At 68.1% G+C, this 24,562-nt stretch carries 23 protein-coding genes; 10 read left to right on the top strand and 13 right to left on the bottom strand.

Annotation, left to right across the window (positions count from 1 at the left end):
- Positions 1–237: 237 nt before the first annotated feature.
- The 3 genes from ACFWX1_RS17655 to ACFWX1_RS17645 all read right to left on the bottom strand — a co-directional run bounded on the left by ACFWX1_RS17655 (position 238) and on the right by ACFWX1_RS17645 (position 4,230).
- Positions 238–1,452 carry a DUF222 domain-containing protein gene (locus ACFWX1_RS17655; protein WP_378388465.1) on the bottom strand — a complete coding sequence of 405 codons (1,215 nt, stop codon included), beginning with the start codon at positions 1,450–1,452 and terminating at the stop codon, positions 238–240.
- 244 nt (positions 1,453–1,696) lie between these two features.
- A complete protein-coding gene (locus ACFWX1_RS17650; RefSeq protein WP_378388463.1) occupies positions 1,697–3,337 on the bottom strand; it encodes an ABC transporter permease in 1,641 nt (546 codons plus the stop codon).
- The gene (locus ACFWX1_RS17645; protein ID WP_378388461.1) at positions 3,334–4,230 is read right to left on the bottom strand and encodes an ATP-binding cassette domain-containing protein; all 897 of its coding nucleotides are present in this window, start codon (positions 4,228–4,230) and stop codon (positions 3,334–3,336) included. Before ACFWX1_RS17645 ends, ACFWX1_RS17650 begins: the two co-directional genes overlap by 4 nt.
- Before the next feature lie 93 nt (positions 4,231–4,323).
- Between ACFWX1_RS17645 and ACFWX1_RS17640 the strand changes: the two genes are divergently transcribed.
- The 6 genes from ACFWX1_RS17640 to ACFWX1_RS17615 all read left to right on the top strand — a co-directional run bounded on the left by ACFWX1_RS17640 (position 4,324) and on the right by ACFWX1_RS17615 (position 9,926).
- Positions 4,324–4,812 carry a GbsR/MarR family transcriptional regulator gene (locus tag ACFWX1_RS17640; protein ID WP_378388459.1) on the top strand — a complete coding sequence of 163 codons (489 nt, stop codon included), beginning with the start codon at positions 4,324–4,326 and terminating at the stop codon, positions 4,810–4,812.
- An 80-nt stretch (positions 4,813–4,892) separates the two neighbouring features.
- Positions 4,893–5,630: an SGNH/GDSL hydrolase family protein gene (locus ACFWX1_RS17635; protein ID WP_378388457.1), complete on the top strand. Its 738-nt coding sequence runs from the start codon at positions 4,893–4,895 to the stop codon at positions 5,628–5,630.
- 112 nt (positions 5,631–5,742) lie between these two features.
- A complete protein-coding gene (locus ACFWX1_RS17630; protein WP_378327417.1) occupies positions 5,743–5,883 on the top strand; it encodes a hypothetical protein in 141 nt (46 codons plus the stop codon).
- 316 nt (positions 5,884–6,199) lie between these two features.
- Positions 6,200–6,805: an RNA polymerase sigma factor gene (locus tag ACFWX1_RS17625; protein WP_378327416.1), complete on the top strand. Its 606-nt coding sequence runs from the start codon at positions 6,200–6,202 to the stop codon at positions 6,803–6,805.
- Positions 6,802–7,281, top strand: a complete 480-nt coding sequence (locus ACFWX1_RS17620; protein ID WP_378327415.1) for a carboxypeptidase regulatory-like domain-containing protein — start codon at positions 6,802–6,804, stop codon at positions 7,279–7,281. Before ACFWX1_RS17625 ends, ACFWX1_RS17620 begins: the two co-directional genes overlap by 4 nt.
- A gap of 116 nt (positions 7,282–7,397) precedes the next feature.
- Positions 7,398–9,926 carry a CHAT domain-containing protein gene (locus ACFWX1_RS17615; protein WP_378388455.1) on the top strand — a complete coding sequence of 843 codons (2,529 nt, stop codon included), beginning with the start codon at positions 7,398–7,400 and terminating at the stop codon, positions 9,924–9,926.
- Positions 9,927–9,935: 9 nt separating this feature from the next.
- Here ACFWX1_RS17615 and ACFWX1_RS17610 read toward each other — a convergent pair whose 3' ends face one another.
- The gene (locus tag ACFWX1_RS17610; RefSeq protein WP_378388453.1) at positions 9,936–10,730 is read right to left on the bottom strand and encodes a polysaccharide deacetylase family protein; all 795 of its coding nucleotides are present in this window, start codon (positions 10,728–10,730) and stop codon (positions 9,936–9,938) included.
- A 119-nt stretch (positions 10,731–10,849) separates the two neighbouring features.
- Positions 10,850–11,302, bottom strand: coding sequence for an SRPBCC family protein (locus ACFWX1_RS17605; RefSeq protein ID WP_378388451.1), 453 nt, complete (start codon positions 11,300–11,302; stop codon positions 10,850–10,852).
- A gap of 76 nt (positions 11,303–11,378) precedes the next feature.
- Between ACFWX1_RS17605 and ACFWX1_RS17600 the strand changes: the two genes are divergently transcribed.
- Entirely contained in the window at positions 11,379–13,349 is a 1,971-nt protein-coding gene (locus ACFWX1_RS17600; RefSeq protein WP_378388449.1) for an FUSC family protein, read from the top strand.
- Positions 13,350–13,419: 70 nt separating this feature from the next.
- Positions 13,420–13,656: an antitoxin gene (locus tag ACFWX1_RS17595; protein WP_378388447.1), complete on the top strand. Its 237-nt coding sequence runs from the start codon at positions 13,420–13,422 to the stop codon at positions 13,654–13,656.
- A gap of 51 nt (positions 13,657–13,707) precedes the next feature.
- On the opposite strand, the gene ACFWX1_RS17590 is transcribed toward ACFWX1_RS17595, so the two are convergent.
- From ACFWX1_RS17590 to ACFWX1_RS17580, 3 genes are all read right to left on the bottom strand, one after another.
- Positions 13,708–14,676, bottom strand: coding sequence for a prephenate dehydrogenase (locus ACFWX1_RS17590; RefSeq protein ID WP_378388446.1), 969 nt, complete (start codon positions 14,674–14,676; stop codon positions 13,708–13,710).
- A 72-nt stretch (positions 14,677–14,748) separates the two neighbouring features.
- Entirely contained in the window at positions 14,749–16,767 is a 2,019-nt protein-coding gene (locus tag ACFWX1_RS17585) for an FAD-dependent oxidoreductase (RefSeq protein ID WP_378388444.1), read from the bottom strand.
- Positions 16,764–17,324 carry a PadR family transcriptional regulator gene (locus ACFWX1_RS17580; protein WP_378388442.1) on the bottom strand — a complete coding sequence of 187 codons (561 nt, stop codon included), beginning with the start codon at positions 17,322–17,324 and terminating at the stop codon, positions 16,764–16,766. Before ACFWX1_RS17580 ends, ACFWX1_RS17585 begins: the two co-directional genes overlap by 4 nt.
- Positions 17,325–17,450: 126 nt before the next feature.
- Here ACFWX1_RS17580 and ACFWX1_RS17575 point away from each other — a divergent pair, with 126 nt between their 5' ends.
- Positions 17,451–18,380 carry a patatin family protein gene (locus ACFWX1_RS17575; RefSeq protein ID WP_378388440.1) on the top strand — a complete coding sequence of 310 codons (930 nt, stop codon included), beginning with the start codon at positions 17,451–17,453 and terminating at the stop codon, positions 18,378–18,380.
- 3 nt (positions 18,381–18,383) lie between these two features.
- Here the strand turns inward: ACFWX1_RS17575 and ACFWX1_RS17570 are convergent, their stop codons facing one another.
- Together ACFWX1_RS17570 and ACFWX1_RS17565 are read right to left on the bottom strand one after the other, a co-directional pair.
- Positions 18,384–18,857, bottom strand: a complete 474-nt coding sequence (locus tag ACFWX1_RS17570) for a hypothetical protein (protein ID WP_378388438.1) — start codon at positions 18,855–18,857, stop codon at positions 18,384–18,386.
- A gap of 108 nt (positions 18,858–18,965) precedes the next feature.
- Positions 18,966–19,814 (bottom strand): SAM-dependent methyltransferase, encoded by an 849-nt coding sequence (locus ACFWX1_RS17565; protein ID WP_378388436.1) that lies wholly within the window; start codon positions 19,812–19,814, stop codon positions 18,966–18,968.
- Positions 19,815–20,008: 194 nt separating this feature from the next.
- On the opposite strand from ACFWX1_RS17565, the gene ACFWX1_RS17560 reads away from it, so the two are divergent.
- The gene (locus ACFWX1_RS17560) at positions 20,009–21,217 is read left to right on the top strand and encodes an alpha/beta hydrolase (RefSeq protein ID WP_378388434.1); all 1,209 of its coding nucleotides are present in this window, start codon (positions 20,009–20,011) and stop codon (positions 21,215–21,217) included.
- A 105-nt stretch (positions 21,218–21,322) separates the two neighbouring features.
- On the opposite strand, the gene ACFWX1_RS17555 is transcribed toward ACFWX1_RS17560, so the two are convergent.
- From ACFWX1_RS17555 to ACFWX1_RS17545, 3 genes are all read right to left on the bottom strand, one after another.
- Positions 21,323–22,333, bottom strand: coding sequence for a hypothetical protein (locus ACFWX1_RS17555; protein WP_378388432.1), 1,011 nt, complete (start codon positions 22,331–22,333; stop codon positions 21,323–21,325).
- A 164-nt stretch (positions 22,334–22,497) separates the two neighbouring features.
- Positions 22,498–23,895 carry a 3-carboxy-cis,cis-muconate cycloisomerase gene (gene pcaB / locus ACFWX1_RS17550; RefSeq protein WP_378388431.1) on the bottom strand — a complete coding sequence of 466 codons (1,398 nt, stop codon included), beginning with the start codon at positions 23,893–23,895 and terminating at the stop codon, positions 22,498–22,500.
- Between the two features lie 78 nt (positions 23,896–23,973).
- The gene (locus ACFWX1_RS17545) at positions 23,974–24,480 is read right to left on the bottom strand and encodes a DinB family protein (RefSeq protein ID WP_378388429.1); all 507 of its coding nucleotides are present in this window, start codon (positions 24,478–24,480) and stop codon (positions 23,974–23,976) included.
- Positions 24,481–24,562 lie beyond the last annotated feature (82 nt).

The raw sequence follows: 24,562 nt of genomic DNA, 5'->3' as shown, positions 1-24,562 counted from the left end.
GCTCGGCTCAGGTCGGGCCGGTAGGTGGCCGCCACGGATTTGCTGATGTGCCGGGGCTTCCCGCACAGCAGGTTCGTGTCACTGTGACATTCGACGACGGCAAACCTCAAATACTTGAAGTCACGCCCGTGGCACTTCGCCCAGGAGGACCCGCGTGCGGCGCGGTCGGTCCGCAAGCACAGCTAGCCGTCGATGCGGATCACAAAGTGCATTCGCGCTGAGGTAGTCGTCGGAAGGTCACGCTGCGACTTGGACCTCGTGTGCAGTGTTGTAGAGAGGCCGCTGGTTCGGATCCAGCCAACGAGGCGGAATGAATGCGACGCGGCCATCGATCAAGCGGACCTCCCAGTCCGTGTGGTGCAGTTCGCGTTCGTGTTCCTCGCATACGAGCGCGAGGTTGACCATGTCGGTGGAGCCGCCGTCCAGCCAATGGAGGATGAAATGGGGGCGGCACCACTTAGCCGGGCGGCGACATCCAGGTCGAGTACATCCCTTGTCACGTAAGGCTAACGCCGCACGTTGAGCCGTCGTAACCAGTCGTGTGCTCCGGCCGAGATCGAGTACCTCGGCGTCAGAACCCAACACCGCGGGTACGACCTTCACGTCACCGCAGCAAATCCGGCGAAGCTGGGTGGCGGTTGCGTGTCCGACGCCGTGAGCGAACGTCGCGCCGGCTCGTTTTTCCAGCTCCGCCAACGGAATGGTTACCGACACGGTGTGCTCGCTCCGTGTCTGGTCCGACTCGGTGACGCGTACCGCGAGTGCGAGAGCCTCAGCGATGGCATCGCCCTCCCGTTCGGACTGGCTGCGTTCGTCGGCGCGTCCGAATTCATCTCGTGGCTTTGGCTCGGCCAGTTGCTGGAAGAGCAGTTCGAGGCGTGCGGCGGTCTCGCGGTCAAACATGCCGTTGAATTTCATGCGGCCGTCCAGCAACCGATGTGAACAAAACGCTCGACGCGGACGTGCGAGTTCGGTCTCGGTATCTTCCGCGGGTTGGCTGTCGACGGACCAATAGCCAGCCAGGTCATGCCCGGCTTTGCGGACGATCGTCGGCGTCGACTGTTCCGCCAGTTCTACCAAGGTTGATACGGCTTCGGCCAGATCGCTGTCGGCGATCCTCGCCGGCGCTTTCGACAGGACGTAGTGGATCGCCCGGACATGAGCCGCCGATATTCGGCCCTGCGCAAGGGCATTCTCCACCGATTCCTGTGGTCTTCTGGCAAGACGTACACGTGTTCTGGCTTCATCCACCGAAACGCGGGCGACCGTCGTCAGCAGCGCGGTGGTACTTCGATAGCCCTTGGCGGCGGCCAGTTTTCGATTGTCCGCTTCGCGAACCAGGGCAAGATTGTTCGCGAACTCGCGTGACATAGTGGATTCGGAGGCGGTCAGCGCAGCTGCGAGCTCGTCGTTGCTGAGCTCGCTCAAGGAGAGGGAAGAGGTAGTGGACACGTCCCGAACGTACGGCGGCCCCAACCCTGGGAGCGATTACACGATCGGGTGAGGTGGCGCGAAAAAGTCAAGACCATGTGCGCTGAGCTGGGGATGTCGGCGAACAGGGTGACCAATTTCTTCCGCTCGCGATTTGTCAAGTTTGTAGTCATCGGTGAAAAGCTGCTACTTCTGAAGGTGAGGCAAGGTCGTTGCCGGAGACGCGTCCGCAGGGCAGGATGCCTCTCCGGCGGCAACCTTTCTGTCAGCCGACGTCGCGGCGGCGCCAGCCTGTGAGCCCGGCTCCGAGCGCGACCGCGGCGATCGCCAGCAGCCACAACATCGGCGCGACGGTGAAGGTCTGACCAGGCAGTTTCGGTGGGTGTTGGAAGGGCGAGATGTCAAGCACCACCTGGGGCAGGTTCACGACCGGCCCCAGCAGGCTGATCAGCAGCGCTATGCCGCCGACAGCCCATGCGGCGGTGGAGAATTTCGGGAGTAGACCGAAGAGCGACACTGCAAGTGCGGCGATGACCCACGTGGCGGGAACCTGCACGAGAACCGCGAGCAGCATGTCGCTGACCGATCCGCCGACATTCCCACTACGGAAGCCGTTCGACAAACCGATCATCAGGCCGGAGGCGAGGAGCAGTAACACGGTGCCCAAGAATGCGAAGAGCAGATGGCTTGCGGCCCAACGTAATCTGCTGACCTTTGTGGCGAGAAGCGGTTCTACGCGGTTCAGGGTCTCCTCGCTCCGCATCCTGAGGGCTGCCTGCACCCCATAAAGCGACACGATCATCCCGAAGATGCCGGCCATAGCAGCGAGGAATGCGTTCACGAGAGCCGAGGAACCACCCAACCGCTCGAAGATCGCGCGAGTCTGTTCGGTTTGACCGACCAGATCACCGATTCCGCTGGCGATCGAGCCGAAAACAGCACCGCCGACCGCCATGCCGATCGCCCAGCCGAGCAACGGGCCTCGATGCAGTCGCCAGGCGAGAGCCAGAGGCGTGTGCAGGGAGGCCGCGGCTGTCGCCGGCCCGGGACGTGGCGGCAGCATCCCGACCCCGAGGTCGCGCCGGGGCAACAGCAAATATCCCGCAGCGCCCGCCACCAAGGTGGTGGCGATAGGCAACGTCAGTACCCACCACCGTTCGCCGGCAAACGGGCGCAACTGCTGTGTCCAGCCGATCGGCGAAAGCCAGGACAGCCATCGGGCGTCGGTGGTCGAGTCGCCCGCGGCGCGCAGCAGGAACGAGATTCCGACCGCGGCCGTACCAATGCCGTTCGCGGTCCGTGAGTACTCCGCCAATTGTGCGGCAATCGAAGCCACAGCCGTGAATACCAGGCCCGCTAACGCGGTCGCGGCACCGAACGCGATGGAACCGCCTGCGGGGAGCTTCGCGCCTGCCAGGCTGATGGCCTGGACAAGTCCGATCAAGATGCTCGCGCCACCTGAAACGAGAGCAGCGGCCGTGAGCGCCGCGTAGCGGCCGACGACAGCCGACGCGAGGAGTTCCGCCCGGCCACTGTCTTCCTCCGCCCGGGTGTGCCGGGTGACTGTGAAAACGGCCATGAGCCCGATAAGGACGGACAGAAAACCTGCCATGCGCCAGGTGATGAATCCACCCGCGGTCGACAGGTCGAAGGCCGGCCCGTAGAGGAGGGCGAACGAGGGATTGGTGCTGGCGCTCGCTGACAGAGCGGCTCGCGATGCCGCCGTCGGATAGAACTGCTCGTAGGTACTGACAGTGCTGGCGGGCACGATGCTCAGGAGAACGATCCAGATCGGCAGGATGATGCGATCTCGTCGCAGTGCGAGGCGAGTGAGCTGCCAGGTGCCGACCAGCGCGCGGGCCGGTGTGGCGGTCGCGCGGGCGGGGCGATCCAAAGTGGCGGTCATTTCGCGCTCGTTTCCGCCGTGTAGTGACGCAGGAACAACTCTTCGAGCGTGGGCGGCTGGCTCACGAGACTGCGAACGCCGACCTGCGTGAGGTGCCGCAGCGCGTCATCGAGAGAGCGGGTCTCCACGTCGAAGCGGACGCGATTGCCCTCCACCCTGAGGTCGTGCACGTTCTCCAGGTTCGCCAGGCCATTCGGTGGCCCGGCGAGCTCCGCGGTGATGGACGTGCGAGTCAGATGCCGGAGGTCGGCGAGTGTGCCGGACTCGACGGTGCGGCCGTTGCGGATGATGCTCACCTTGTCGCAAAGCGCCTCGACCTCGGCGAGGATGTGACTGGACAGCAGGACCGTTCGTCCTTGCTCGCGTTCCTCCTGGATCGCGTACTGGAAGGTGGCTTCCATCAGCGGATCGAGGCCCGAGGTCGGCTCGTCGAGAATCAGCAGGTCGACTCGTGACGCCAAGGCGGCCACGATCGCGACCTTCTGCCGGTTGCCCTTCGAATAGGTACGCCCCTTCTTCTTGGGATCCAGGTCGAAGCGTTCGATGAGTTCCTCGCGACGTTTCTGGTCGAGGCCGCCGCGGAGTCGGCCCAGGAGGTCGATGACCTCGCCCCCGGAGAGGTTGGGCCAGAGGTTGACGTCTCCAGGGACGTAGGCGAGCCGGCGGTGCAGGGCGGCGGCGTCCTTCCACGGGTCGCCGTCAAGCAGCCGGACGTCGCCGGAGTCTGCGTGGAGCAGACCGAGCAGGACCCGGACAGTGGTCGACTTCCCTGCGCCGTTCGGGCCGAGGAAGCCGTGCACCTCCCCGGCGGGTACCTGCAGATCGAGGCCGTCGAGGGCCTTCGTCCGGCCGAACGACTTGTGCAGGCCGGAGATCGATATGGCGTTTCCCATGGTCAAGAAGCTACACTTGATTCACGAAGTTGTGAAGTTAAGAAAATGTCTGGATCAGGTGATCTGTGGGGGAGGGTACGAGAGGATGGGGCGATGACGACGCCTGACACCAAGCGAGACGAAGACGCCGTCCGCCGCTACGTCGAGAAGATGGGCCTGACGCTCGCGCAGATCGGTATGCAGCGCATGCCGGCTCGGGTCTTCGCCGCCCTGATGACGACTGACGAGGGCAGGCTGACCGCAGCCGACCTCGCTGAGCGGTTGTCCGTGAGCCCAGCCGCCATCTCGGGTGCGGTCCGCTATCTGGAGCAGGTCGGCCTCGTGGGGAAGGAGCGGGAGCCGGGCGAGCGCCGCGACCACTACCGCCTCTACGACGACCTCTGGTACGCCACCTTTCTCAAACGAGACCGGTTGATCCTGATGTGGCGAGACGCCGCGGAGGAGGGGATCGACGCACTCGGCGCGGACACTCCGGCAGGGAAACGACTGGTCGAGATGCGCGACTTCCTGACGTTCATCACCCGGGAGCTCACCGAGATGTTCGACCGCTGGCACCGCGAACGAGGTGCCGAGCCGAGCTAGCCGAACCGGACGTGCGGGCCGAAGGCCGGGGAGCGGCCCAGGTCGCCGGCCTGTTCGTGGTCGGCGTCTAGGGTCTGCTCATGTCGGCTGTCCGAACTCTTGCCACGATCTCGCTTGCGCCGGTGCTGGTTGCGCAAGCTGTCCGGGTTCGACGCTCGACACCCCGGCTTCCCGGAGCGGTGGGACCGGTTCGCGGGCTTGTGCGAGGTTCGGGCGCTCCCCTCAGGCTTGCTGTAGTCGGGGAATCGACCGTCGATGGCGTGGGCGCGGGCAGTCACGAAGAAGCGTTGACGGGGCAGCTTGCTCGTGTGCTCGCCGGCAGTGGCCGTGCCGTGGCCTGGCAGGCAGTGGGCCGGACGGGGGCGAACGCTCGCGTCGCCCGCGACGAGCTGGTGCCGTTGGTCCGGCCTGCCGACGTGGTGGTGGTCGCGCTCGGGGTCAACGACACGATCGAGCTGCACTCGGCTGCTCGCTACCGGCGAGACCTGCTGGGGGTGGTCGTCGCGCTGCGTCGGAGGCTCGGAGCCATCCCCATTGTGCTGGCCGGGGTGCCGCCGATGGGGAGCTTTCCCGCGTTGCCCGTGCCGTTGAGGAATGTCCTCGCGAAACGGTCCGGCGCCTTGGACGCCGCTGCCGCCGAGCTGGCTGCCTTACCCGCGGTCGAGTACGCGCCGATGTTGTCGGATCTTCTCGACCCCACGGCCTTCGCTGACGACCGGTTTCACCCTGGCCCAGCTGGCTATCGCCGGTGGGCAGAACACCTCGGTGAGGTGACAGTGCGTGTTCTTGAGGTGACGGGCTGGGCGGTACGAGGCTGACCGTGTCACCCACCTGACGCAGATTTCGGGTTTTCTTCAAAAAAGTCTCCGCTGCGTGTATCTAGCGGGCCCTTCGTTGCGTCCTAATGGGCGTGAGGGAAGGAGGGGCCCAATGCCCACCGACAAGAACTCCGAGGAGAACCCGGTCCCGGTGACCGTGCCGCCCGTCTCGACCGACCCGAAGACCGGCGGAGGCGGAGGCGGATCGCAGACCAACGGCACGTACGACCCGCACACGCCGCCGAGCAACTGAGGTACCACTGAACTGAACAAGACCGGCGTCGTCCGGTAGCCGAGGGGGCTGCCGGACACGCCTGGTCGGGTGTGCCTTCGGGGGAGGGGACGCCCGGCGGGATCTGCGGGGGAGTGGATCCGAGGAGGAAGTACCGGCCGGTGCGGGACCACACCACCCGCGCCGGCCGGTGCCTCGCAGCAACCGGCGTTGGGCCGAAAGACGGATAAGTAAGCGATCGATGTATCCCAGAGCCAGCAGCACGCTCCTTCCCCCAGAAGGACACGACATACGGCCAGCGCCGACCCGAAGACACTTCCGAAGTGGGGCAGCTACGGTGACGGACGTGCGAACAGCAGAAGTAGACCCGCCATGGGAAGGTTTGACCGGCGCTGAGCTGCACGCGGCGTGTATGCACGCGGCGCGCGCTGGGGACCGCCAGGCGATGAACAAGCTGGTCGAAGAGCTGACCCCGCTCGTTTGGCACGTTGCCCGGGCGAATGGGCTGGACCGTGTGGTCGCCGAAGATGTCGTCCAGACGGTGTGGCTCGCGTTGTTCAGCCAATTGGACAAGCTGCGCGATCCGAGGGCGCTGGCGGCGTGGCTGATCACCACGACCCGGCGTGAGGCGACCCATCCGTACGGCCGCCGTGCTCAGCCTGTGCCGCTGAGCGACGAACTGGCCGAATCCATGCCCAGTACTCAGCCGGCACCCGAGGACGAAGCTGTTCGAGCCGACCGCGATCGGCGGGTTTGGCGCGCCTTCGTCCGGTTGCCACACCGTTGCCAGGAGCTGCTCCGGCTGACGGTGCTGGCCGGGCGAGCCGAGTACCAGCTGGTCGCGGAGGCGATGCGAATGCCACGCGGCAGTGTTGGACCGACCAGGGGACGTTGCCTCGACTCGATGCGCGATCTGCTCGCCAGTGAAGGGGGAAGCCGATGAACGACATCGGTGCGGCGGAGGGGAAGGCCTTTCCGGATGACGAGATGTTGCTCGCCGACATCGACCGTTTCCTGGATGAACTGGACCCGCCACCGGACGATCTGGTGCAGCGGGTCCAGTTCGCGCTCGCCCTGGAAGATCTCGATGTCGAGGTTGCCCGCTGGGAGCGGATGGACGCCCATGCCGGAGTGCGCGGCAGCGGTACCGGGACGATCACGTTCACCGTCAGCGACCTGACCGTGATGATCAATCTCACCAAGATCGGCAAGCGACACCGAATCGACGGGTGGCTGGTCCCGGCCGGGCAATACGCGGTCGAGGTCAGAGTCGCCGAACACGGAACCACGTCGACGACCGCGGACGAGGGTGGCCGGTTCGTCCTGGAAGACGTACCACAAGGCACGACACAGATCCTGGTGCATTTGGGCGACGTGTCATGCCGCCGAACGGTCGTAACGCCGACGGTAGTTCTCTAAAACCCGGACGGGCGTTACGCCCCTGATTGGGGTGTGCTCCCATTGGGCGCGTGTCAGTGTCGCTTCTTTCCGCCGAAAAGGCCGTCGTAGCAGCGGCTGATCTCCATCGTCGCGCGATGGCGGTCGCCTCCGACATGCGTCCTGGACCAGCGGCACGGCTTCTGAACAAGGCATTGTCCCGGTTGGTGCGAGTCGACCAGGCTGGTCCCGAGCACCTCGAGCTCCAGGCTCGGATCCTGATCAGCCTGGCATCTGCCGATGCCGAGGTCATTTCGACCGAGGCCGGGCTAGCTCATCTGGAGACAGCCGAGCAGGTGCGGTCGCGGTTGCCGCCGGGACAACCGCGCAGTGTCTTACGACTGACGGTGAAGCTGCAACGTGCGCTCGTCCTCATGCGCGCCGGACGGTGGGAAGAGTCGCTCGCTCTTTTCGCGGCGATCTTCCCCGCGCTGGAAGCCGAAGTCGATGACAATGGGTTCCTGCTGACGCGCAATCTGCTCAACAGGTCCATGGTCCACGTCCAGATGAATAATCCCGAGGCCGCTTTCGCCGACCTCCGACGTGCGCTCAAGCTTGCTGTCGAAAACCGCCACACCCTGTTGGAAGCCAAGGTGAGACAGGGGCTGGGCGACTCCGCGCAGCTGGCAGGCGACGTGCCACAGGCCCTGCATCACTACGAGCAGGCGGCGCGGATCTTTGCCGCGGCCGGGCCGGGGTCACTTCCGTTCATCCGACTCGATCAGGCTCGGGCATTGCTGAGTGCTGGGTTGAGCGAAGAGGCTGCCCGTCACCTCGACGAAGCACTGCCTCAGTTGCGTAGCGCGGGGTCGATCCAGCAGGTCGCTGAGGCCGAGGTTGCCCGGGCGGCCGCGGCGATTCTGGAGCACGACTACTCGCTGGCCCGGAAGTTCGCGTCAGCCGCGCGGCGGAGGTTTCTGCGCCGTGGCAACGCGCGGTGGGCCGAGATCGCCGCGCTGACCCGGCTGCGTGCGGACGCTTCGGAGATTCTGGCGGCGGAACGGTCGAAGCCAGGGACGCGGCTACCGGCCGAGTTCGCCGGGCTCGCGGAGCGGCTGAACGAGCTGGGCATGCGCGACGAGGCGGCAGCGGCGAGGTTGTTCGCTGTCAGGCTCTACTTGAGGCGTCAACAGGTCGACGTCGCCGAACGGCTGCTGGCGCAGGTCCCGAAACCCCGGCAGACCACGCCGATCGATCACCGGATGCTGTTGCGGTTGTGCCGTGCCGAGCTGGCGGTGGCGACCGAGCGCCCTCTCTCGGCACTCGCGCAGGCACGGGCCGGGCTGCGTGAGCTGGGGGCGATCAGGGATCGGATGGGCGGACTCGATCTGGTCTGTGGCACCGCCGTCCACGGTCAGGAGCTGGGCAAGCTCGCCCTGCAGCTCGTGCTGCGACGGGCGCGTCGCAACGCTCCGGGCGCCAAGCGGATGTTCGCCTGGTTGGAGCGCACGCGCGCCCAGGTCTATCGCTACGAGCCGCTGCCGGTGATCGAGGACCCGGTGCTGGCCAAGCACATCACCGAGATGCGGCATGTGCAGCGCACGATTCAGCGCAACCGGCTGGAGGGCGAGCCGGTCAAGGCACTCGAACAGCGGTACGCGACGTTGCAGCAGGAAGCGAGCAGGCTCGGCTGGTACACGAGCCAGTGGGGTAAACCCCGGCCGGTGTGCACGCCGGACGAGGTGGTCGAGCAGCTGGGCGAGCGAGTACTGGTCAGTCTTGTCGGCTACAACGGCCAGCTGTATTCGCTGGTCGTCGACCGCGGCACCTTCCGCCTGCTGAAGCTCGGCCCGCTTGCCGAGATCATCGAGACGGCGAAGCAGCTGCACGCCGACCTGGACGCGCTGGCGCCGGATCACCTGCCCACACCGTTGGCGGAGACCGTCGCGGCGTCAGCACGGCGCCGCGCTGACAAGCTGGATGGCTTGATCTCCGCGTCACTCGCGAAGACGCTGGGTGATCGTGAGCTGGTGATCGTCCCGATCGGACAGCTGTACGCATTGCCGTGGGGCGCTTTGCCGTCGCTGCGCGGGCATCCCGTCACGATCGCTCCCTCGGCCACGGCGTGGGTGAGCGCGAGCAAGCGGTCGACCCAGGGGCCCGTGCTGCTGGCCGGCGGTCCCGGGGTGCCGGGTTCGGTGGGTGAAGTGCGCAAACTCCGGGACGTCTATCCGGCCGCGCGGTTGGTCGACGGGGCGAACGCGACCAGCGAGACCGTGCTCGCGGCGCTCGAGGGAACAGGGATGGCTCATCTGGTCGCGCATGGCGCCCACGAGCCGGCGAACGCGTTGTTCTCCAGGCTCGAACTCGTCGACGGTCCGCTCTTCGCCCACGAGACGACCCGGCTGGCGCGCCCGCCGGAACGCGTCGTGCTCGCGGCGTGTGAACTCGCGATGAGCCATATCCGGCCTGGTGAGGAGGCGCTGGGGTTCGCGGGGACGCTCTTGGCCAGCGGCAGCCGTACGGTGATCGGCGCGGTCGCGAGGGTCGGTGACCGCGCGGCCGCCGACGCGATGGCCGACCTGCACCGGCGGCTGGCCTCCGGCACCTCTCCCGCCCTGGCGCTCGCCGAGGCCACGGCGGTGGACCCGCTGCGCCGCCCGTTCCTGTGCCTCGGCGCGGGCTGAGCGAAGAGCTCAGCCGAGGAAGTCGGCGAGCGGGACGGGCGTGAGACCGTCCTTTTTGGCCTGTTCGAGGAAGGCGTTGTAGTCCTCTTTGAACGTTTTGCGGAAGTGCATCAGCACGATGTCGCCGGGCTTGAGCTGGGTGCCCGCCTGGAACTGGACGTGTCCGTCGTTGACCGACGCCGACCACAGGACCGCGACCCGCATGCCGCAGGTCGCCGCCGCGCGCAACGTGTTGTCGTCATAGTTCCCGAACGGCGGCCGGAACAGCGACGGCCGAACGCCGAGGCCCTTCTGGAAGTCGTCGGCGTTGTCGCAGATCTCCTTGCGCTGGAACTCGAACGGCTTGCCACGCAGGTTCGGGTGGTCGACCGTGTGATCGCCGAGATTCGCGCCCGAGGCGTCGAGGATGCCCTTGAAATACGCCTCATGTCCCTTGACGTACTTCTGGTTCAGGAACAGCACCGGGTGGGTGCCCGAACTCTGGATCAGCCGCTGCGCGTCGGGATCCTTGACCGCACCGTCGTCCATGGTGATGAACACGTAGGGCTTGTCGGTGGTGATCCGGCGAACTACCGGGACGGCGCCGTTGGTCACCGGCGGGGCCTTCTGCTGAACGGTGCCGAACGGGTAAGGCGCGGTGAACGCGGGAGCGGGTGCGGCGGCGGGAGCCTGGTTGTGCTCGCTCGGTTGAGGCGTGGGCGCCGGAGCTGGCGGTGGGGTCGAACAAGCGGTCAGAGCCAGCACGACGGTGGCCAGCGCGGCCGCCACTCGCCAGTGCGCCCCCAAACGTGCCCCAAAACTCACTGTCTGTCCCCATTCTTCCGGTACATCTCCCGGATCTGCGATCCGTCCCCCGGAAGGAGGACGCCACTGAGGGGGCAAACGTTGCAGTTGGTCAGCGAGTGTGTCGGGCGGCACCCAGGTCAGGGACGGTTTTCGGCCGCCTTGACCAGTTGGGCGGAAAGGAACCGGATCGCGCCGCGTACCGCGGTCAACAGCGCCGGACCCGTGCCGGGGAGTGGCTCGGTGAAGGAGCCCGTCCAGCGCAGATGCGTGCCGCCGTCTTCGCTCGGGGTGAAGAAGACCTCGGCGCGGTAGTCCTTGACCGGCGCCATGCCGGCGAAGGTGTAGACGTGCCGGCGGTCGGGTTCGTACTCGAGCGTCTCTTCCCGGAGCAGCACCGGCCACAAGCCGAGTTCGCGGACCGCGCCGACCCCGTCCGGCTCGGGATCCCCGCGACGAGCCCAGCGGGACTGGGGGACGAGCGGCCGCGCCCACTCCGACCACAGGGATCCGTCGGTTTCCAGCTTGAACAATGTGGACGGCGGAGCGGTGCTCGTCCGGTTGACCTCGAAGGAAAACGTCCGAGCTGCCATGGCGACCTCCCGCGGTGGGTTTCGCGGACATCACAACACGGGATCCGGCCGATGCCCAGTAGGTCAAGATGAGGTCGTGACCACACCGCGCCGGGATTTCGCCGCACCGCACTGGCTGGTTCAGCTTCTGCGCAGCTCGAGTGTCCCGGTGCCGTGGAACATGGTGGCCCGCGCCGTGATCGCGCTGGCCGTGCCGATCGGCGTGGGCTACGCGGTGGGTGACATCGCCGTCGGTGCCTACCTTTCGTCCGGCGCGTTGCCCGCGGTGTTGTCCGAATCGGCCGGTCCGTACCGGTACCGCGCGCGACGTCTCGGCGGTGCGACGCTGGCGGCGATCGCGGGGCACCTGGTCGGGCTGGTGACCGGCGCGAACCCCGCGCTGGCGATTCCCGCGGTGGTGCTGGTCGCGGCGTTCTCCGCGCTGATCAGCGCGGCCGGGAGCAACGCTTCCGTCGCCGGCCTGATGATGTTCGTGTTCTGCGTGCTCGGCACCGGCCAGCAGGCGACCGGAGCGCAGATCGGCTTGGACCTCGGTTACTTCTGCGCGGGTGCGGCGTGGAGCCTCGTCGTCGCGCTGGCCAGCTGGACGTTCCGTGCGACCAGCTCGGAACGCAATGGCGTCGCGCAGGTCTACATCGAACTGGCCGCGATGTTGTCGGCTGCCGACGAAGCGACGTCGAGGATGGCGCGGCACCAGCTCACCACGGCGATGAGCACCGCCTACGACCGGCTGCTCACGGCGCGGTCCTGGTTGTCCGGTCGCGATGCCACCTACCGGAAACTGCTCAATCTGCTCTCGGCGAGCACACCCGCGGTAGAAGCATCGGTCGCCATGGTCAACGCCGGGCAGCGTGCGCCGAGGGAGGTCATCGACTATTTCACCGTCGCGGCGGCTTCCGTGCTGACTGTGCAGCCGCTGCCCGCGCCGCCGGTGCCACCGGAAGCCGAGGACGTCGACGCGGTGCTCGGGGCCTTGTACGCCGGGCTGGAGCGCATCGGCAAGGGGGACGACCGGGCGCGGCGCGAACCCGTGCCATGGCACCGGCGGGTGCGGGAGTGGGTGGGTTCGCTCACGGCGGGGCCGTTGACCTGGATCGCGGCGTTACGGCTGACCATGTGCGTCGCGATCGCCGAGGTCGTCGCGCTGCTCGTCCCGTTCGAGCGGTCGTACTGGATCCCGCTGACCGTGGGGATCGTGCTCAAGCCCGACTTCGGTTCTGTCTTCGGCCGTGCCGTGCTGCGTGGCATCGGCACGGTGGCCGGTGTCGGCATCGGAGCCGTGGTACTGGCGCTGGGGGCGCACGGCTGGGTGCTGGTGGCGCTGATCGCGGTGTTCGCGGGCGGGGTCGCGGTCGGCAAGGTCCGCAACTACGGGATCCAGAGCGCCTTCGTCACCCCGCTGATCATTCTGCAGATGGACTTGGCGAACAAAGGCGACTGGTCGGTGGCGTTGACCCGGCTCGTGGACACCGTGCTCGGATGCGTCATCGTGCTGGTTTTCGGCTACTTGCTCTGGCCGGGCAGCCGGCGGCCTCAGGTCGGCGGACGGCTCGCCGCCGCGCTCGACACGGTGGCCACCTACGTCGGGCCCGCGTTGATGCTCACCCCATCGGGTGAAGCGCGGCTGGCTCGTTCGCGTGCCCGGCGCAGCGCCTACCGGGCGCTGGCGGACGTGCGCACGGCGTTCCAGCAAACCATCGTGGAGCCGTCGGCGAACGGGCGGCAGGCGCTGGCGTGGTGGCCGGTGATCGCGGCGCTCGAGCGGGTCGCCGACGCGGTCACCGAGGTCGGGGTGACCATCGGGAGGGGCGCGCCGGAGCCTGATCAGAGCGATGTCGACCTGATCACGGCCGCGCTCGCTGAGCTGGCGGCGGCGGTGCGGGAACAGCGTGAGCCGGAGTCGGTGCCGCTGCCTGAGGGCACCCAGCTCTCCGGGGTCGTGGATCAGCTCGGCTCGGCGTTCGACGCGGTGCGCGGGCCGGATCTCGTGGAGCGGACGCCGCTGCGCCTGGTCCGCAGGTTCCTGCCTTACCACAGGCGGACCTGAGCGAAGTGTTGTTGGATGGAAGTGCCTGGAAATCCCGGACCGTCACAGACGGATCGGAAGGGAGCCCTCGATGGTCAACTTCGACGAACTGAAGAACAAGGCGCAGGACGCGCTCAAGGAGCACGGCGACAAGATCGAACAGGGCTTGGACAAGGCGGGCGAGTTCGCGAAGTCCAAGTTCTCCGGGCAGGCTGACAAGATCGACGGCGGGGTCGAGAAAGCCAAGGACTTCCTCGGCAAGTTCGGTGGTGACAAACCCGACGAGCAGCCGCCCGGCGGGCAGCAGCAGCCGCCTGCCGGCCAGTAGTTTTCTCGCGCTTCGCCTCCGCGCCGGAGAGGCTCGGCGGCGAAGCGCTCGCTAGCTCACTTCGCCGAGTGCGACGCCGTCTTCGATGCCGGTGATGCGCCCGCCGCGCTCGCCGAGCGCCACCAGGCCGTCACGGGCGTCGGGGGCGGTGAGGCTGATCCGGACACCGGCTCGTTCGACTTCGCGGCTGGCCGCAAGCGCTTGCGCCCCCTCGTACCCGGCATTGATCGTGACCGCGAGACCGCCGGTCGAGGCCAGCGAGCCACGGGCGGCGCCGAGCCTGCCGAGCGCCTCGTCGACGATCGGGAGCAGTGCTTCGCGGTTCCCTTCGGTCATCGCCTTGACCAGGGCCGGGCTCGACCCGGCGACGCGGGTGCCGTCGGTGTAGGAACCCGCGGCCAGCGACATCGCCAAGGGGCCGCCCTGGGCGCCGATGGTGGCCAGGATCGCGGCGAACAGATGCGGCAGGTGGGAGATCCGGGCGACCGCCTCGTCGTGCGACTCGGCGTGCAGTGGCACCACGTGCGCGCCGAGGTCCAGGACCAGCTGCGCCACCTCGGCCCAGGCGTCCAGGTCGGTGTCCTCTTCGACACCGACCACCCACGCCGCGCCGTCGAACAGCGTGGCGTTGCCTGCCAGCCAGCCGGACTCCGCCGTGCCCGCCATCGGATGCCCCCCGACGTAGCGGGTGTAGGGCGTCCGGCGACGCACGGCGTCGAGGACCGGCGCCTTGACGCTGACCACGTCGGTGAGCAGGCAGTGCGCGGCGTGCTGGGCGACCTGGCGGAGCGTGTCCTCGATCGCGGTCAGCGGAACGGCGAGCACGACCAGCGCGTCTCGCTCCGCTGCTCGGTGCAGTGCTGCCTCGATGTCGGTCGTGACGTCGTAACCGGCTCTGCTGGCGGCGTCGGCGTCCACTTCGGACACCGCCGCTCCCCACGAAGTCCGTCCGGTCCTGGCCGCCGCGCGGAGCAGCGACCCACCGATCAGCCCGAGTCCGATCACGCATACGTCTCGCACGCGTTCAATCCTGCCAGTGCACGCAACACACGTGACAGCACATGAACGCAACGTCACGACGGTGGTACACGACTAGAGCTTCGCGGCGAGGCGGGTGCCCTGGTCGATCGCGCGTTTCGCGTCGAGTTCCGCCGCGACGTCGGCGCCACCGATCAGGTGGACCGCCAGGCCGGCCGCGCGGAGGTCGTCGGCCAGATCCCGCACCGGCTCCTGGCCCGCGCACACCACGACGGTGTCGACCTCCAGCGTGCGTGGTTTCCCGTCGACCGTGATGTGCAGGCCGGCGTCGTCGATGCGCTCGTAGGTGACTCCCGAGACCTGCTCGACGCGCTTCGCGCGCAAAGCGGCCCGGTGCACCCAGCCCGACGTCTTGCCGAGACCCGCGCCGATCGCGGACTGTTTTCGTTGCAGTAGGTAGACCTGGCGCGGTGCGGGCTCCGGCCGGGGTTTGGCCAGGCCACCCGCGGCGCGTTCCGGATCCGTGACGCCCCATTCGGCCATCCAGGCGTCGAGGTCGAGTGCCGGGGAGTCCGTGTGGGTGAGGAACTCGCTGACGTCCACGCCGATCCCGCCTGCCCCGATCACGGCGACCCGGTCGCCGACCGGCTTGCCGTGTTTGACGACGTCCACATAGGACAACACTTTCGGGTGATCGATGCCGGGGAGCGACGGCACCCGGGGAACTACGCCGGTGGCCAGGACCACCTCGTCGAATCCGCTGTCCCGCAGGTCCGCCGCGGTGGCCCGGGTGCCGAGGTGCACTTTCACCCCGGTGACCTCCAGGCGCCGCGCGTAGTACCGGATCGTCTCGGCGAACTCCTCCTTGCCGGGGATCTTCCGCGCGATCGCGAACTGGCCGCCGATGGCGTCGTCGGCCTCGAACAGCTCGACCGCGTGTCCCCGTTCGCCCAGTGCGGTCGCGGCGGCGAGCCCGGCGGGACCGGCGCCGACGACCGCGACGTGCTTGGTCGTGCGGGCGGGCAGCAGCTTCAGCGTCGTTTCGTGTCCGGCACGTGGGTTGACCATGCAGGACACGAGCTTGCGCTTGAAGGCGTGGTCGAGACAGGCCTGGTTGCAGGCGATGCAGGTGTTGATCTCGTCCTCGCGGCCGCTCTCGGCCTTGCGGATCCATTCGGGATCGGCGAGGAACGGCCGGGCCATCGACACCAGGTCGGCGTCGCCGTTCTCGAGCGCCTCCTCGGCGACCTGGGGCATGTTGATCCGGTTCGAGGTCACGACCGGGATGCCGACGTGTGGTTTCAGTTTGCCGCTGACCCAGGTGAACGCGGCGCGCGGCACCGAGGTCACGATCGTCGGCACCCTGGCCTCGTGCCAGCCGATGCCGGTGTTGATGATCGTCGCGCCCGCGGCCTCGACCTCCTTCGCGAGCGCGACGACGTCTTCCCAGCGCTGTCCGCCTTCGACCAGGTCGAGCATCGAGAGCCGGTAGATGATGACGAAGTCCGGCCCGACCTTTTCCCGGGTGCGGCGCACGATCTCGACCGCGAAGCGACGCCGGTTCTCGGCGCTGCCGCCCCACTTGTCGGTGCGCTTGTTGGTCCGTTCGGCGAGGAACTGGTTGATCAGGTAGCCCTCGGAGCCCATGATCTCGACGCCGTCGTACCCGGCTTCGCGGGCGAGGGCGGCGCAGTCGGCGAAGGCGCGGATCTGGCGGAGCACGCCGTACCCGGTCAGGGCGCGGGGCCGGAACGGGTTGATCGGTGCCTTGATGCTCGACGCGGACACGCTCAACGGGTTGTAGGAGTAGCGACCCGCGTGCAGGATCTGCAGCGCGATCTTGCCGCCGGCCTCGTGCACCGGCGCGGTCAGCTGCCGATGGGCCTTGGCTTCGGCCGGGGTGGACAGCTTCGAGGCGAACGGCAGCAGCCAACCGGTGCGGTTGGGCGCGAAGCCGCCGGTCACGATCAGGCCGACGCCGCCGCGGGCCCGCTCGGCGTAGTACTCGGCGAGCTGGGGGAAGTGCGCGGCCCGGTCTTCGAGGCCGGTGTGCATCGACCCCATGATCACCCGGTTCCGCAGGGTGGTGAAGCCGAGATCGAGCGGGGCGAGCAGGTTCGGGTACTGGCTCATGATGCGCCCTTCGTGTGGTGGCCGGCGTCGCGATGCAGGGCTTGGAGGACCTCGGTGAACCACTCGACCTGGCCTTCTTCCACACGGATCCCGCCACGCAGTACGAGGTACTGGTGCAGGGACCTGCCGTGCAGCGCGGCGGGGTCGGGGAAGTCGCGTTTCTCGATCTGGCGGTAGACGTCGAGCCGCTCGGCGTGGGTGTCGCGGTGGCGGGTCAGCTCGGCCGCGACCGCGGCGAGGTCGCCGAACGAGGCGCCGCGGATCTTGACCGCGAGTTCCTGGGTGCCGGCCGACGGGTCGGGCTCGGCCAGCCAGCGGGCCAGTTCGGCGTGTCCGGCGGCGCTGACCGTGTACACCTTCTTGTCCGGCCGCCCGGATTGCTCGACCAGGTCGACAGCGACCCGGCCGGCTTCTTCCATGCGTTTGAGCACGCGGTAGATCTGCTGGTGGGTGGCGCTCCAGAACAACCCGATCGAACGCTCGAAGCGGCGCGCGAGCTCGTAGCCCGAGCCCGAGCGCTCGGACAGGGAGACCAGGATCGCGTGCTCCAGCGCCATTGTCCCAGCATGATATGCAACTGAGTGCAGTGCAACGGGACGCACATCACTGTTCCCGGTCGACCTGGTCGAGCGATCGAAGACAAAACGGGTCGACGGGACGCGGCGACCGGCCAGGATGGAGGGATGCACCCTGTACTGGAGCTGATCGCCGAACGGATGGCGACGGGTAGCGTGCCGGGGAAACGGGCGGATTCGCGGCGGCTCGCGGTCGCGATCGAGGGCGGCAGCAGCCGGGGTACCTATTCGAGCGGGATGGTGCTCGCACTGGACGAACTGGGCCTGGTGCCCGCGTTCGACGCCGTCTACGGCTCCTCGGCCGGCGCGCTCAACGGGGCCTGGCTGCTCTGCGGCCGGTCCGCGACGGGTGTGCGGACCTGGTGGAACCCCGAGGTGATGCGCCGGATCATCAATCCGCTGCACACGTTGCGCGGGCGGGCCGTGATCGATCTCGAGTACCTGGTGCACCAGGTCTACTCGGTGCTGGAGCCGATGGACTTCCCGGCGATCCTGGCCAACCCGGTGACCTTCCACCCGCTCGCCACCGACGCGGACACCGGCGAGTCCACCGATCTGCACCCGTTCCTCACCGACGTCGACGCCGTGAAAATCGCGCTGGCCGCTTCGTCGGCGATGCCGGTGCTGGCTGGCCCGCCCATCGCGCTGGGCGGGCGCAGGTTCGTCGATGCGGGCGTGGCGGAGCCACTGCCCTTTCGCACAGCTCTCGCGCAGGGGGCGACCGACGTCCTCGTACTGCGGACACGGCGTGCCGACGAGCCGCCGCTGCCGCCGCCACGGGTCCAGGACGTCGTCGTACCGCGGTTCTTGCGACGCCACGCGCCGGGAGCGATCGACGCGTGGCGTGATCAGTACCGCCGGGACCTGGAGGACGAGCGGATGCTGGCTACCGACGAGCGCCTGCTCACGGTGCGGCCACCGGTCGGAGCTCCGGACGTGGTCGCGCTGGAGCGTGATCCGGCGGTGCTGCGCCGCGCCGTCGAGTTGGGGCGGGACGCGGTGCACACGGTGTTGGAGGGGCTGCGCGAGGCGTCGTGAGGCTTAGGCGTGGGCGACGCGGTTGGCACGTGACTGCACGACCAGCCGTTGCGCGCCGAGCGACATCGCTACGTACAGCAGCAGCGACGCGCTGCCCACGCCCTTCGCGGTCGCCGCGCCGTCGATGAGGAAGTCCAGGCCGATGTGGACGCCGATCGCAGCGAGCCAGAGCCCCATCGTCAGCCAGGTGCCCTGCCGCCACAGCTGGCCCTCGCTCCGCCAGAGCCGGACGGTGTAGGCACGGATCACCCCGAAGGCCGTCGCGACCAGGAGGCTGACCACCAGCAGCAGCACGATCCCGGTCGAGGGTGCCGCGCTGACCTTGAGGAACACGCCCAGCTGGACCAGGCCGAGCGCGAGCAGGATCAGCAGGACGATCGGCTTGCGGTCCTCGCGGACCAGGCGCTTCTGCACCTGGCGCGACAGCAGCCAGGCCAGCACGACCAGGCCGATCACGATGTTGGTCGTGTTGTCCACGGGCTTCCCCTTCGCAGCGTCTGTCGATCACTACGGTGCCCGTCCGCGGCGGCCAGGGCGTCCACCCCGGGATTGAGCCCGGGTGGATGTGCCGGCCGCGAGGTGGTCTCAGAGAGCGGGTTTGCGCGCGATGCCGCCGATTACCCGGGACTCCGACGGCGCGTGCGCGAACACGGTCTTCTTGTCGGGGTGGAACGCCGGGGCGTAGACGAGGCCGGGATCCAGCATCGGCCAGCCGCCGAAGAAGCGTTCGAACTCGGTCATCGTGCGCAGGAAACCGGGGTTGGTCGTCGTCTCGTAGTACTCCAGCAGATCGATCAGCGCCTGCCGCTCGTCTTCGTTCGCCGGATTCTCGTTGGTCATCTGCGAGAGGACCAGGAGCGAACCGGGGGCCAGCTGGTCGCGATAGAACGCGAGCAGGGCATCGGGGTCCTGCTCGTCCTTGACGAAGTGCATGACGGCGTTGATCACCAGCGCTACCGGCCGGCGCACATCGATGATGTCGGACGCGTGGACTCGCTCCCACAGGTCTTCCGGCTGGAAGAAGTCCGCGGCGATCGCGTGGTGGCGCTCGGGGTCGGCGGTGTCCGCCAGCAGCAGGGTCGAGTGGGCGAGCGCGATCGGCTCGTTGTCGATGTAGAGCACGTGGGTGTCGCGTTCGGGCCGAGCCTCGTCGGCTACTTCGTGCACGTTGCCCGCCGTCGGCAGGCCCGAGCCGATGTCGACGAACTGCTGGATCCCCGCTTCGGCGCAGACGCGGATCGCGCGGCCGAGGAACTGGCGGCTGGTGAGACAATAGTCACCGATCAGGGGAACGCGCTCCCGCACCTTCTCGGCGAAGACCCGGTCGATCGCGTAGTGGGTGTCCCCGCCGATGAAGTAGTCGTACACCCTGGCCGCGGACGGCCGGTCCAAACTGCCCTCGACGGCACGGAGCGCGTCGTCGTGATCGATCATGGATGAACCCTTCGCCGCCGCGTGTTCACCCATGTTAGCGACCACCGATACGACGGGTCGGCGGATCGCACGCTAGGCCATCCGTGTGACTCGGGACACGATTTCGCAACGGAAATGGTCACTGGGGCGTGATATAGAGGCGTGGCCTGTGTCGTCCAGGCGCGCAGGAGGCTCGCCGGAAGGACACGCGTTCGATGCATTTGAGCAGCATCAGGCTGGACTCACCGGTCAATCTGATCGTGGTGGTCGTCCTGACGGTGCTCGCGATCATCGCGGTTCCGTGGTTCTGGGACCGGTGGCGTCGCAAGCGGCTCGGCCGGAGTGCGACCATCCTGCTCGCGGTGGTCCTCGTCGTGCTGAGTACCGCCATGGGCGGAAACATGATCGGCGGGTTCTTCCCGACGGTCGGTGCGCTGACTGGCACGGGCGCTTACTCCGCGCAGGGGACCAACGCCGAGGCGGCGCACAACGGTGAAGACCTGGAGAAGCTGAGGGACACCGGCGCGACGCGTGCACGCGAAGGCAAGGGCACAGTCGTGCACATGAAGGTCACCGGCCGGCGTACCGGGGTCACCCGCGATGTGACGGTGTATCTGCCGCCGCAGTATTTCGACGGGAACTACAAGGGGTTGAAGTTCCCCGCGATCGAGTGGATCCCGAATTACCCGTCCGGGCCCGAAGTAGTGGTGGGCCCGTATCAGCTGCCTGATCAGCTCGACGCCGCGATCGCGAAGCGTGCGTTGCCGCCGACGGTGGTGATCATCCCGGATCCCTCGGGAACGCCGAGGGTCGGACGGGACACCGAGTGCGTCGATGAGGTCGACGGGACCGCGAACGACACGTTCCTCACCGCGGATCTGCGGGAGTGGGGGATTCAGAAGCTGGGGCTCAATCCCGAGCGTCGTGCGTGGTCGATCGCGGGCTGGTCCTCCGGTGGTTACTGCGCGATGAACCTGGTCACGCGGCATCCGCAGTGGTACGGGCAGGCGGCCAGTGTGAGCGGCTACGACAAGGCGCAGGTGGACGCCGAGACGAAGAACCTGTTCAAGGGCCGCAAGGACATCGACGACGCGAACAACGTGCGGGTCAATGTCCGGCTGCATCCCTCGCCGGTGGAGCTTCTGGCGATCGCGGGGGAGAAGGAGAGCTACGAGAGCTTCGCCATCGACCAGATCAAGGCCGCCGCACAGTCGCCCATCGGGTTCTTCTGGTGGAAGATCCCGGACGCCGGGCACAACATGAACACCTTCAAATCGCAGATCCCCGACCTGCTCGCGTGGATCGGTGCGCGGACCGTCGCACCCAGTGCGGTGGTGCGTCATACGGACAGCTCCGGCGGAATCAAGCCGTGGCCGCTACCCCGCACCGGCGCGCGAGGCGCGCTGGTCGACATGGCCGAGTAGAGCTGGTTATCGGTTCGGCGCGTGGCGCTGTCGTGTCTGCCGTGGAGAAGAGGCCCGGCAGGCGCTGCGGGAAGCGCCTACCGGGCCTCGGGTGAGGGGCGTGGGTCAGTAGCCGACGCTGCCGGAGCCGCTGCCGCTCGCAGGGGCCGGCTCACTGGCGGGGGCCTGCTGGCTGGGGGCCGAGGCGCCGGTGCTGGCGGCGGTTCCACCGGACTTGCAGCCGTTGGGCTCGATCACGAACCAGCTGCCGTTCACGCCCTGACCGTTCGCGTCGCCCGCCTTCGCGTCCTTCGCGAACCGGTAGACCGGCCAGCCGCCGACGGTGACCTGCTCGGTGCCGTCCGCGCGCTTCACCGAACCCAGCAGCTTCTCGTCGATACCCTGCAGTTCCACCTTGCCGCCGTTGGAGAGCACGGGAGGCCAGGTCTTCGCGCAGTCACCGTTGCAGTTCGACTTCGAGGGCTTCTTGCTGTCCTTCGTGAACAGGTAGAGGGTGAAGCCTTCCTGGTCCACGATCGCCGGGCCGATCCCGGAAACCTGGCCGGCGCTCAGCTTCACGCCGGCGGCCTGCTGTTGCTGGCCTGTGCCCTGCTGGCCCGCGCCGGTGGCCTGGCCTGCCTTGCCGCCGGTCGGGTTGACCCCGAACCAGACGTTGCCCACGCCCTGGCCCTTGGCTTCGCCTGCCTTCGCGTCCTTGGCGTAGCGGTAGAGCGGCCAGCCGCCGACGGTGATCTGCTCGGTGCCGTCACTGCGTTTCACGGTGCCTACCATGCTCTTGTCGACGCCCTGGACCTGCACGTCGCCCTGCGCCATCACCGGTGGCCAGGCCTTGGCACAGTCACCGTCGCAATTGGACTTCGGTGGCTTGGCGGTGTCTTTTTCATAGCGGTAGAGGGTGAAACCGTCTTTGTCGGTGATGACCTGGCCGAGGTTGGCCACGGTGGCGACGACCAGCTGGGTCTGGCCCGAACCGGCGGCGGCGTTGCCCACCTGGCCGCCACCGGTGCCGGCGGCCGGAGCGATGACCGGCTGTGCGGTCGCGCCGGAACAGGCGGTGAGCACGGCCATTCCCGCGGCCACGGAAGCGGCGGCGACGGCGATGCGCGTGCGAAGCATGGAGATTCTCCTTGTGTCCGTTGGGGTTCCGCAGCTCGGCGCGGCTGCATGTAACCCGATACACGGACGCTTCGCGGGGACGGTTCAAAGAATTTTCGGGTGAGCCGCCAACCGCGCGTGACAACGTGCCGAGGACCCGTTCACCGTCGGGGCCGAGGCCGGTCTCAAGTGTTTTCGCCGCTGTCCTCGCGAAGAGCGCGGTCGACCAGCGATCCGGCCGCGCCGGTGTAGCGGGCAGGATCGAGCAGGCCGTCGATCGTGGCGGAGTCGAGAATCGAGGTGATCTCCGGGAACCCGGCGAGCACGTCACCCAGCGGCCGGTTCTCGAGCACCGCTCGCCGGGAAGCTTCGCCGAGGACCTCCTTGGCCCTTGCCTTGCCGAGCAGCGGGGCGAGCGTCGTCGAAAGCCGCTCGGACACGATCAGTCCATGGGTCGCGCCCAGGTTCTCGCGCATCCGGTCGGCGTGCACGCTCAGGCCCTTGGCCAGTTCGGCCGCGGTGTGCGCGGCACCCCCGGTCAGCCGCAGGCATTCGCGCAGCAGCTGCCATTCGGCATGCCATACCCCGGCGGACCGCTCGTCTTCGGCGGGCATCGACTGCGTCACCCCGGCGGCCAGCACCGGAACCTGCAGCGCGGCCGACCGGATCAGCGTGGCCAGCACCGGATTGCGCTTGTGCGGCATCGCCGACGAACCACCCCGGCCGGTGGCGGCGGGCTCGGTCACCTCGCCGATCTCGGTCCTGGTCAACGTTTCGACGTCGACCGCGAGCTTGCCCAGTGCCGCCGCGGTGAACGCCAGCGCGCCGGCGATGTCGGCGACCGGTGTCCGCAGTCCGTGCCAGGGGAGGACGGGTGCCGCGAGGCCGGTTTCCTCGGCGAACGCCGCTGTCAGCCGCTCGGCGTAGTCGTCGAGGTCGACGCCGTCGGTACGGGCGTATTCCAGATACGCCGCCAACGTGCCCGCCGCGCCGCCGAGCGAGACCGGGAGTCCGCCGTCGAGGGCCAGGCGGACCCGGCGCGCCGCGTCCAGGATCAGCTGCCGCCAGCCCGCGGCCTTGAGCCCGAAGGTCGTGGGCACGGCGTGTGCCGTCAGCGTCCGGCCCGCCATCGGGGTGTCCCGATGGGTGCGGGCGAGCTCGCCGAGTGCTTCGGCGGTGGCGTCGAGATCCGTCGCGAGGGGCCGCAGCGTGCGCTCGGCGACCAGCATCATCGCCGTGTCGAAGATGTCCTGGCTGGTCGAGCCGCGGTGCACGTAGTCGGCCGCGTCCGGTGCGATCGCGGTGACCGTCGTGGTCAATGCCTTCACCAGTCCGACCACCGGGTTCGCCGTCGCGCGCGCGTCCCTGGCCAGCGCGACAACATCGATCTCCGCGGCCTTAGCGGCTTCGGTGATCGCCTCGGCGGCCGCGGCCGGCACCGTGCCGAGCTTGGCTTGAGCCCTGGCGAGTGCCGCTTCGGCGTCGAGCATGGCGCGAAGCCACGCCAGATCGCCTGTCGTCGACTCGGCCGGGGTGCCTGCGCGGACCGGGGAAAGCAGCCCGGAATCGGGATCGGCGGTCATGCGCCCAGCATCGCACGCCCGCCGGACGACGTGATCGCCTCCGCCCACCGCCGGCTTGCCTATGAAGTTGTCACACGGTCATTCGCCCACCTCCCCGTCGATCCGCTCGCGCAGCAGGTCCGCGTGCCCGAGGTGCCGTGCGTACTCCGCGATCATCCGCAGCATGAGCCAGCGCAGCGTGAACGGTTCCCCGGTGCCCAGCCGGGTGCCCTTCTGCTCCAAGGACTCCGCCGCCCTCACGATCTCCCGCGAGCGTTCACACTCCGCTCGCCACAGCGCGAAAGCCTCCTCGACATCGCCGTCCAGCTTCTCGAAGTCCTGGTTCGGATCGTCATCGGAGTAGTAGAGGATCGGCAGATCCTCACCGGCGAACTGCTGCTGGAACCACCACCGTTCGACGCTGGTGAGATGACGCAGGAGCCCGTGCAGCGACATCCCCGACGGTGGCACCGACAGCTCGGAGAGCTGTGCCTGGCCGAGCCCCGCGCATTTCAGCTCGAAGGTCCGGCGGTGCCATTCCAGATATTCCGTCAATGACCTCCGTTCGTCCGCCACGCAGGACGGATCGACCCCCTCGCCCCCCACCCGAGCGGGTCGTTTTGGCCCGGGGAAACGGCCCGGGGGGTATCCCGGTGGGGCACAAACACCCCCCACCAAATACGGCGCG

Origin of the sequence: Amycolatopsis sp. NPDC059021, from assembly GCF_042739895.1 — a bacterium.
Lineage (GTDB): Bacteria > Actinomycetota > Actinomycetes > Mycobacteriales > Pseudonocardiaceae > Amycolatopsis.
This window is presented reverse-complemented; position numbering and strand designations above follow the sequence as displayed.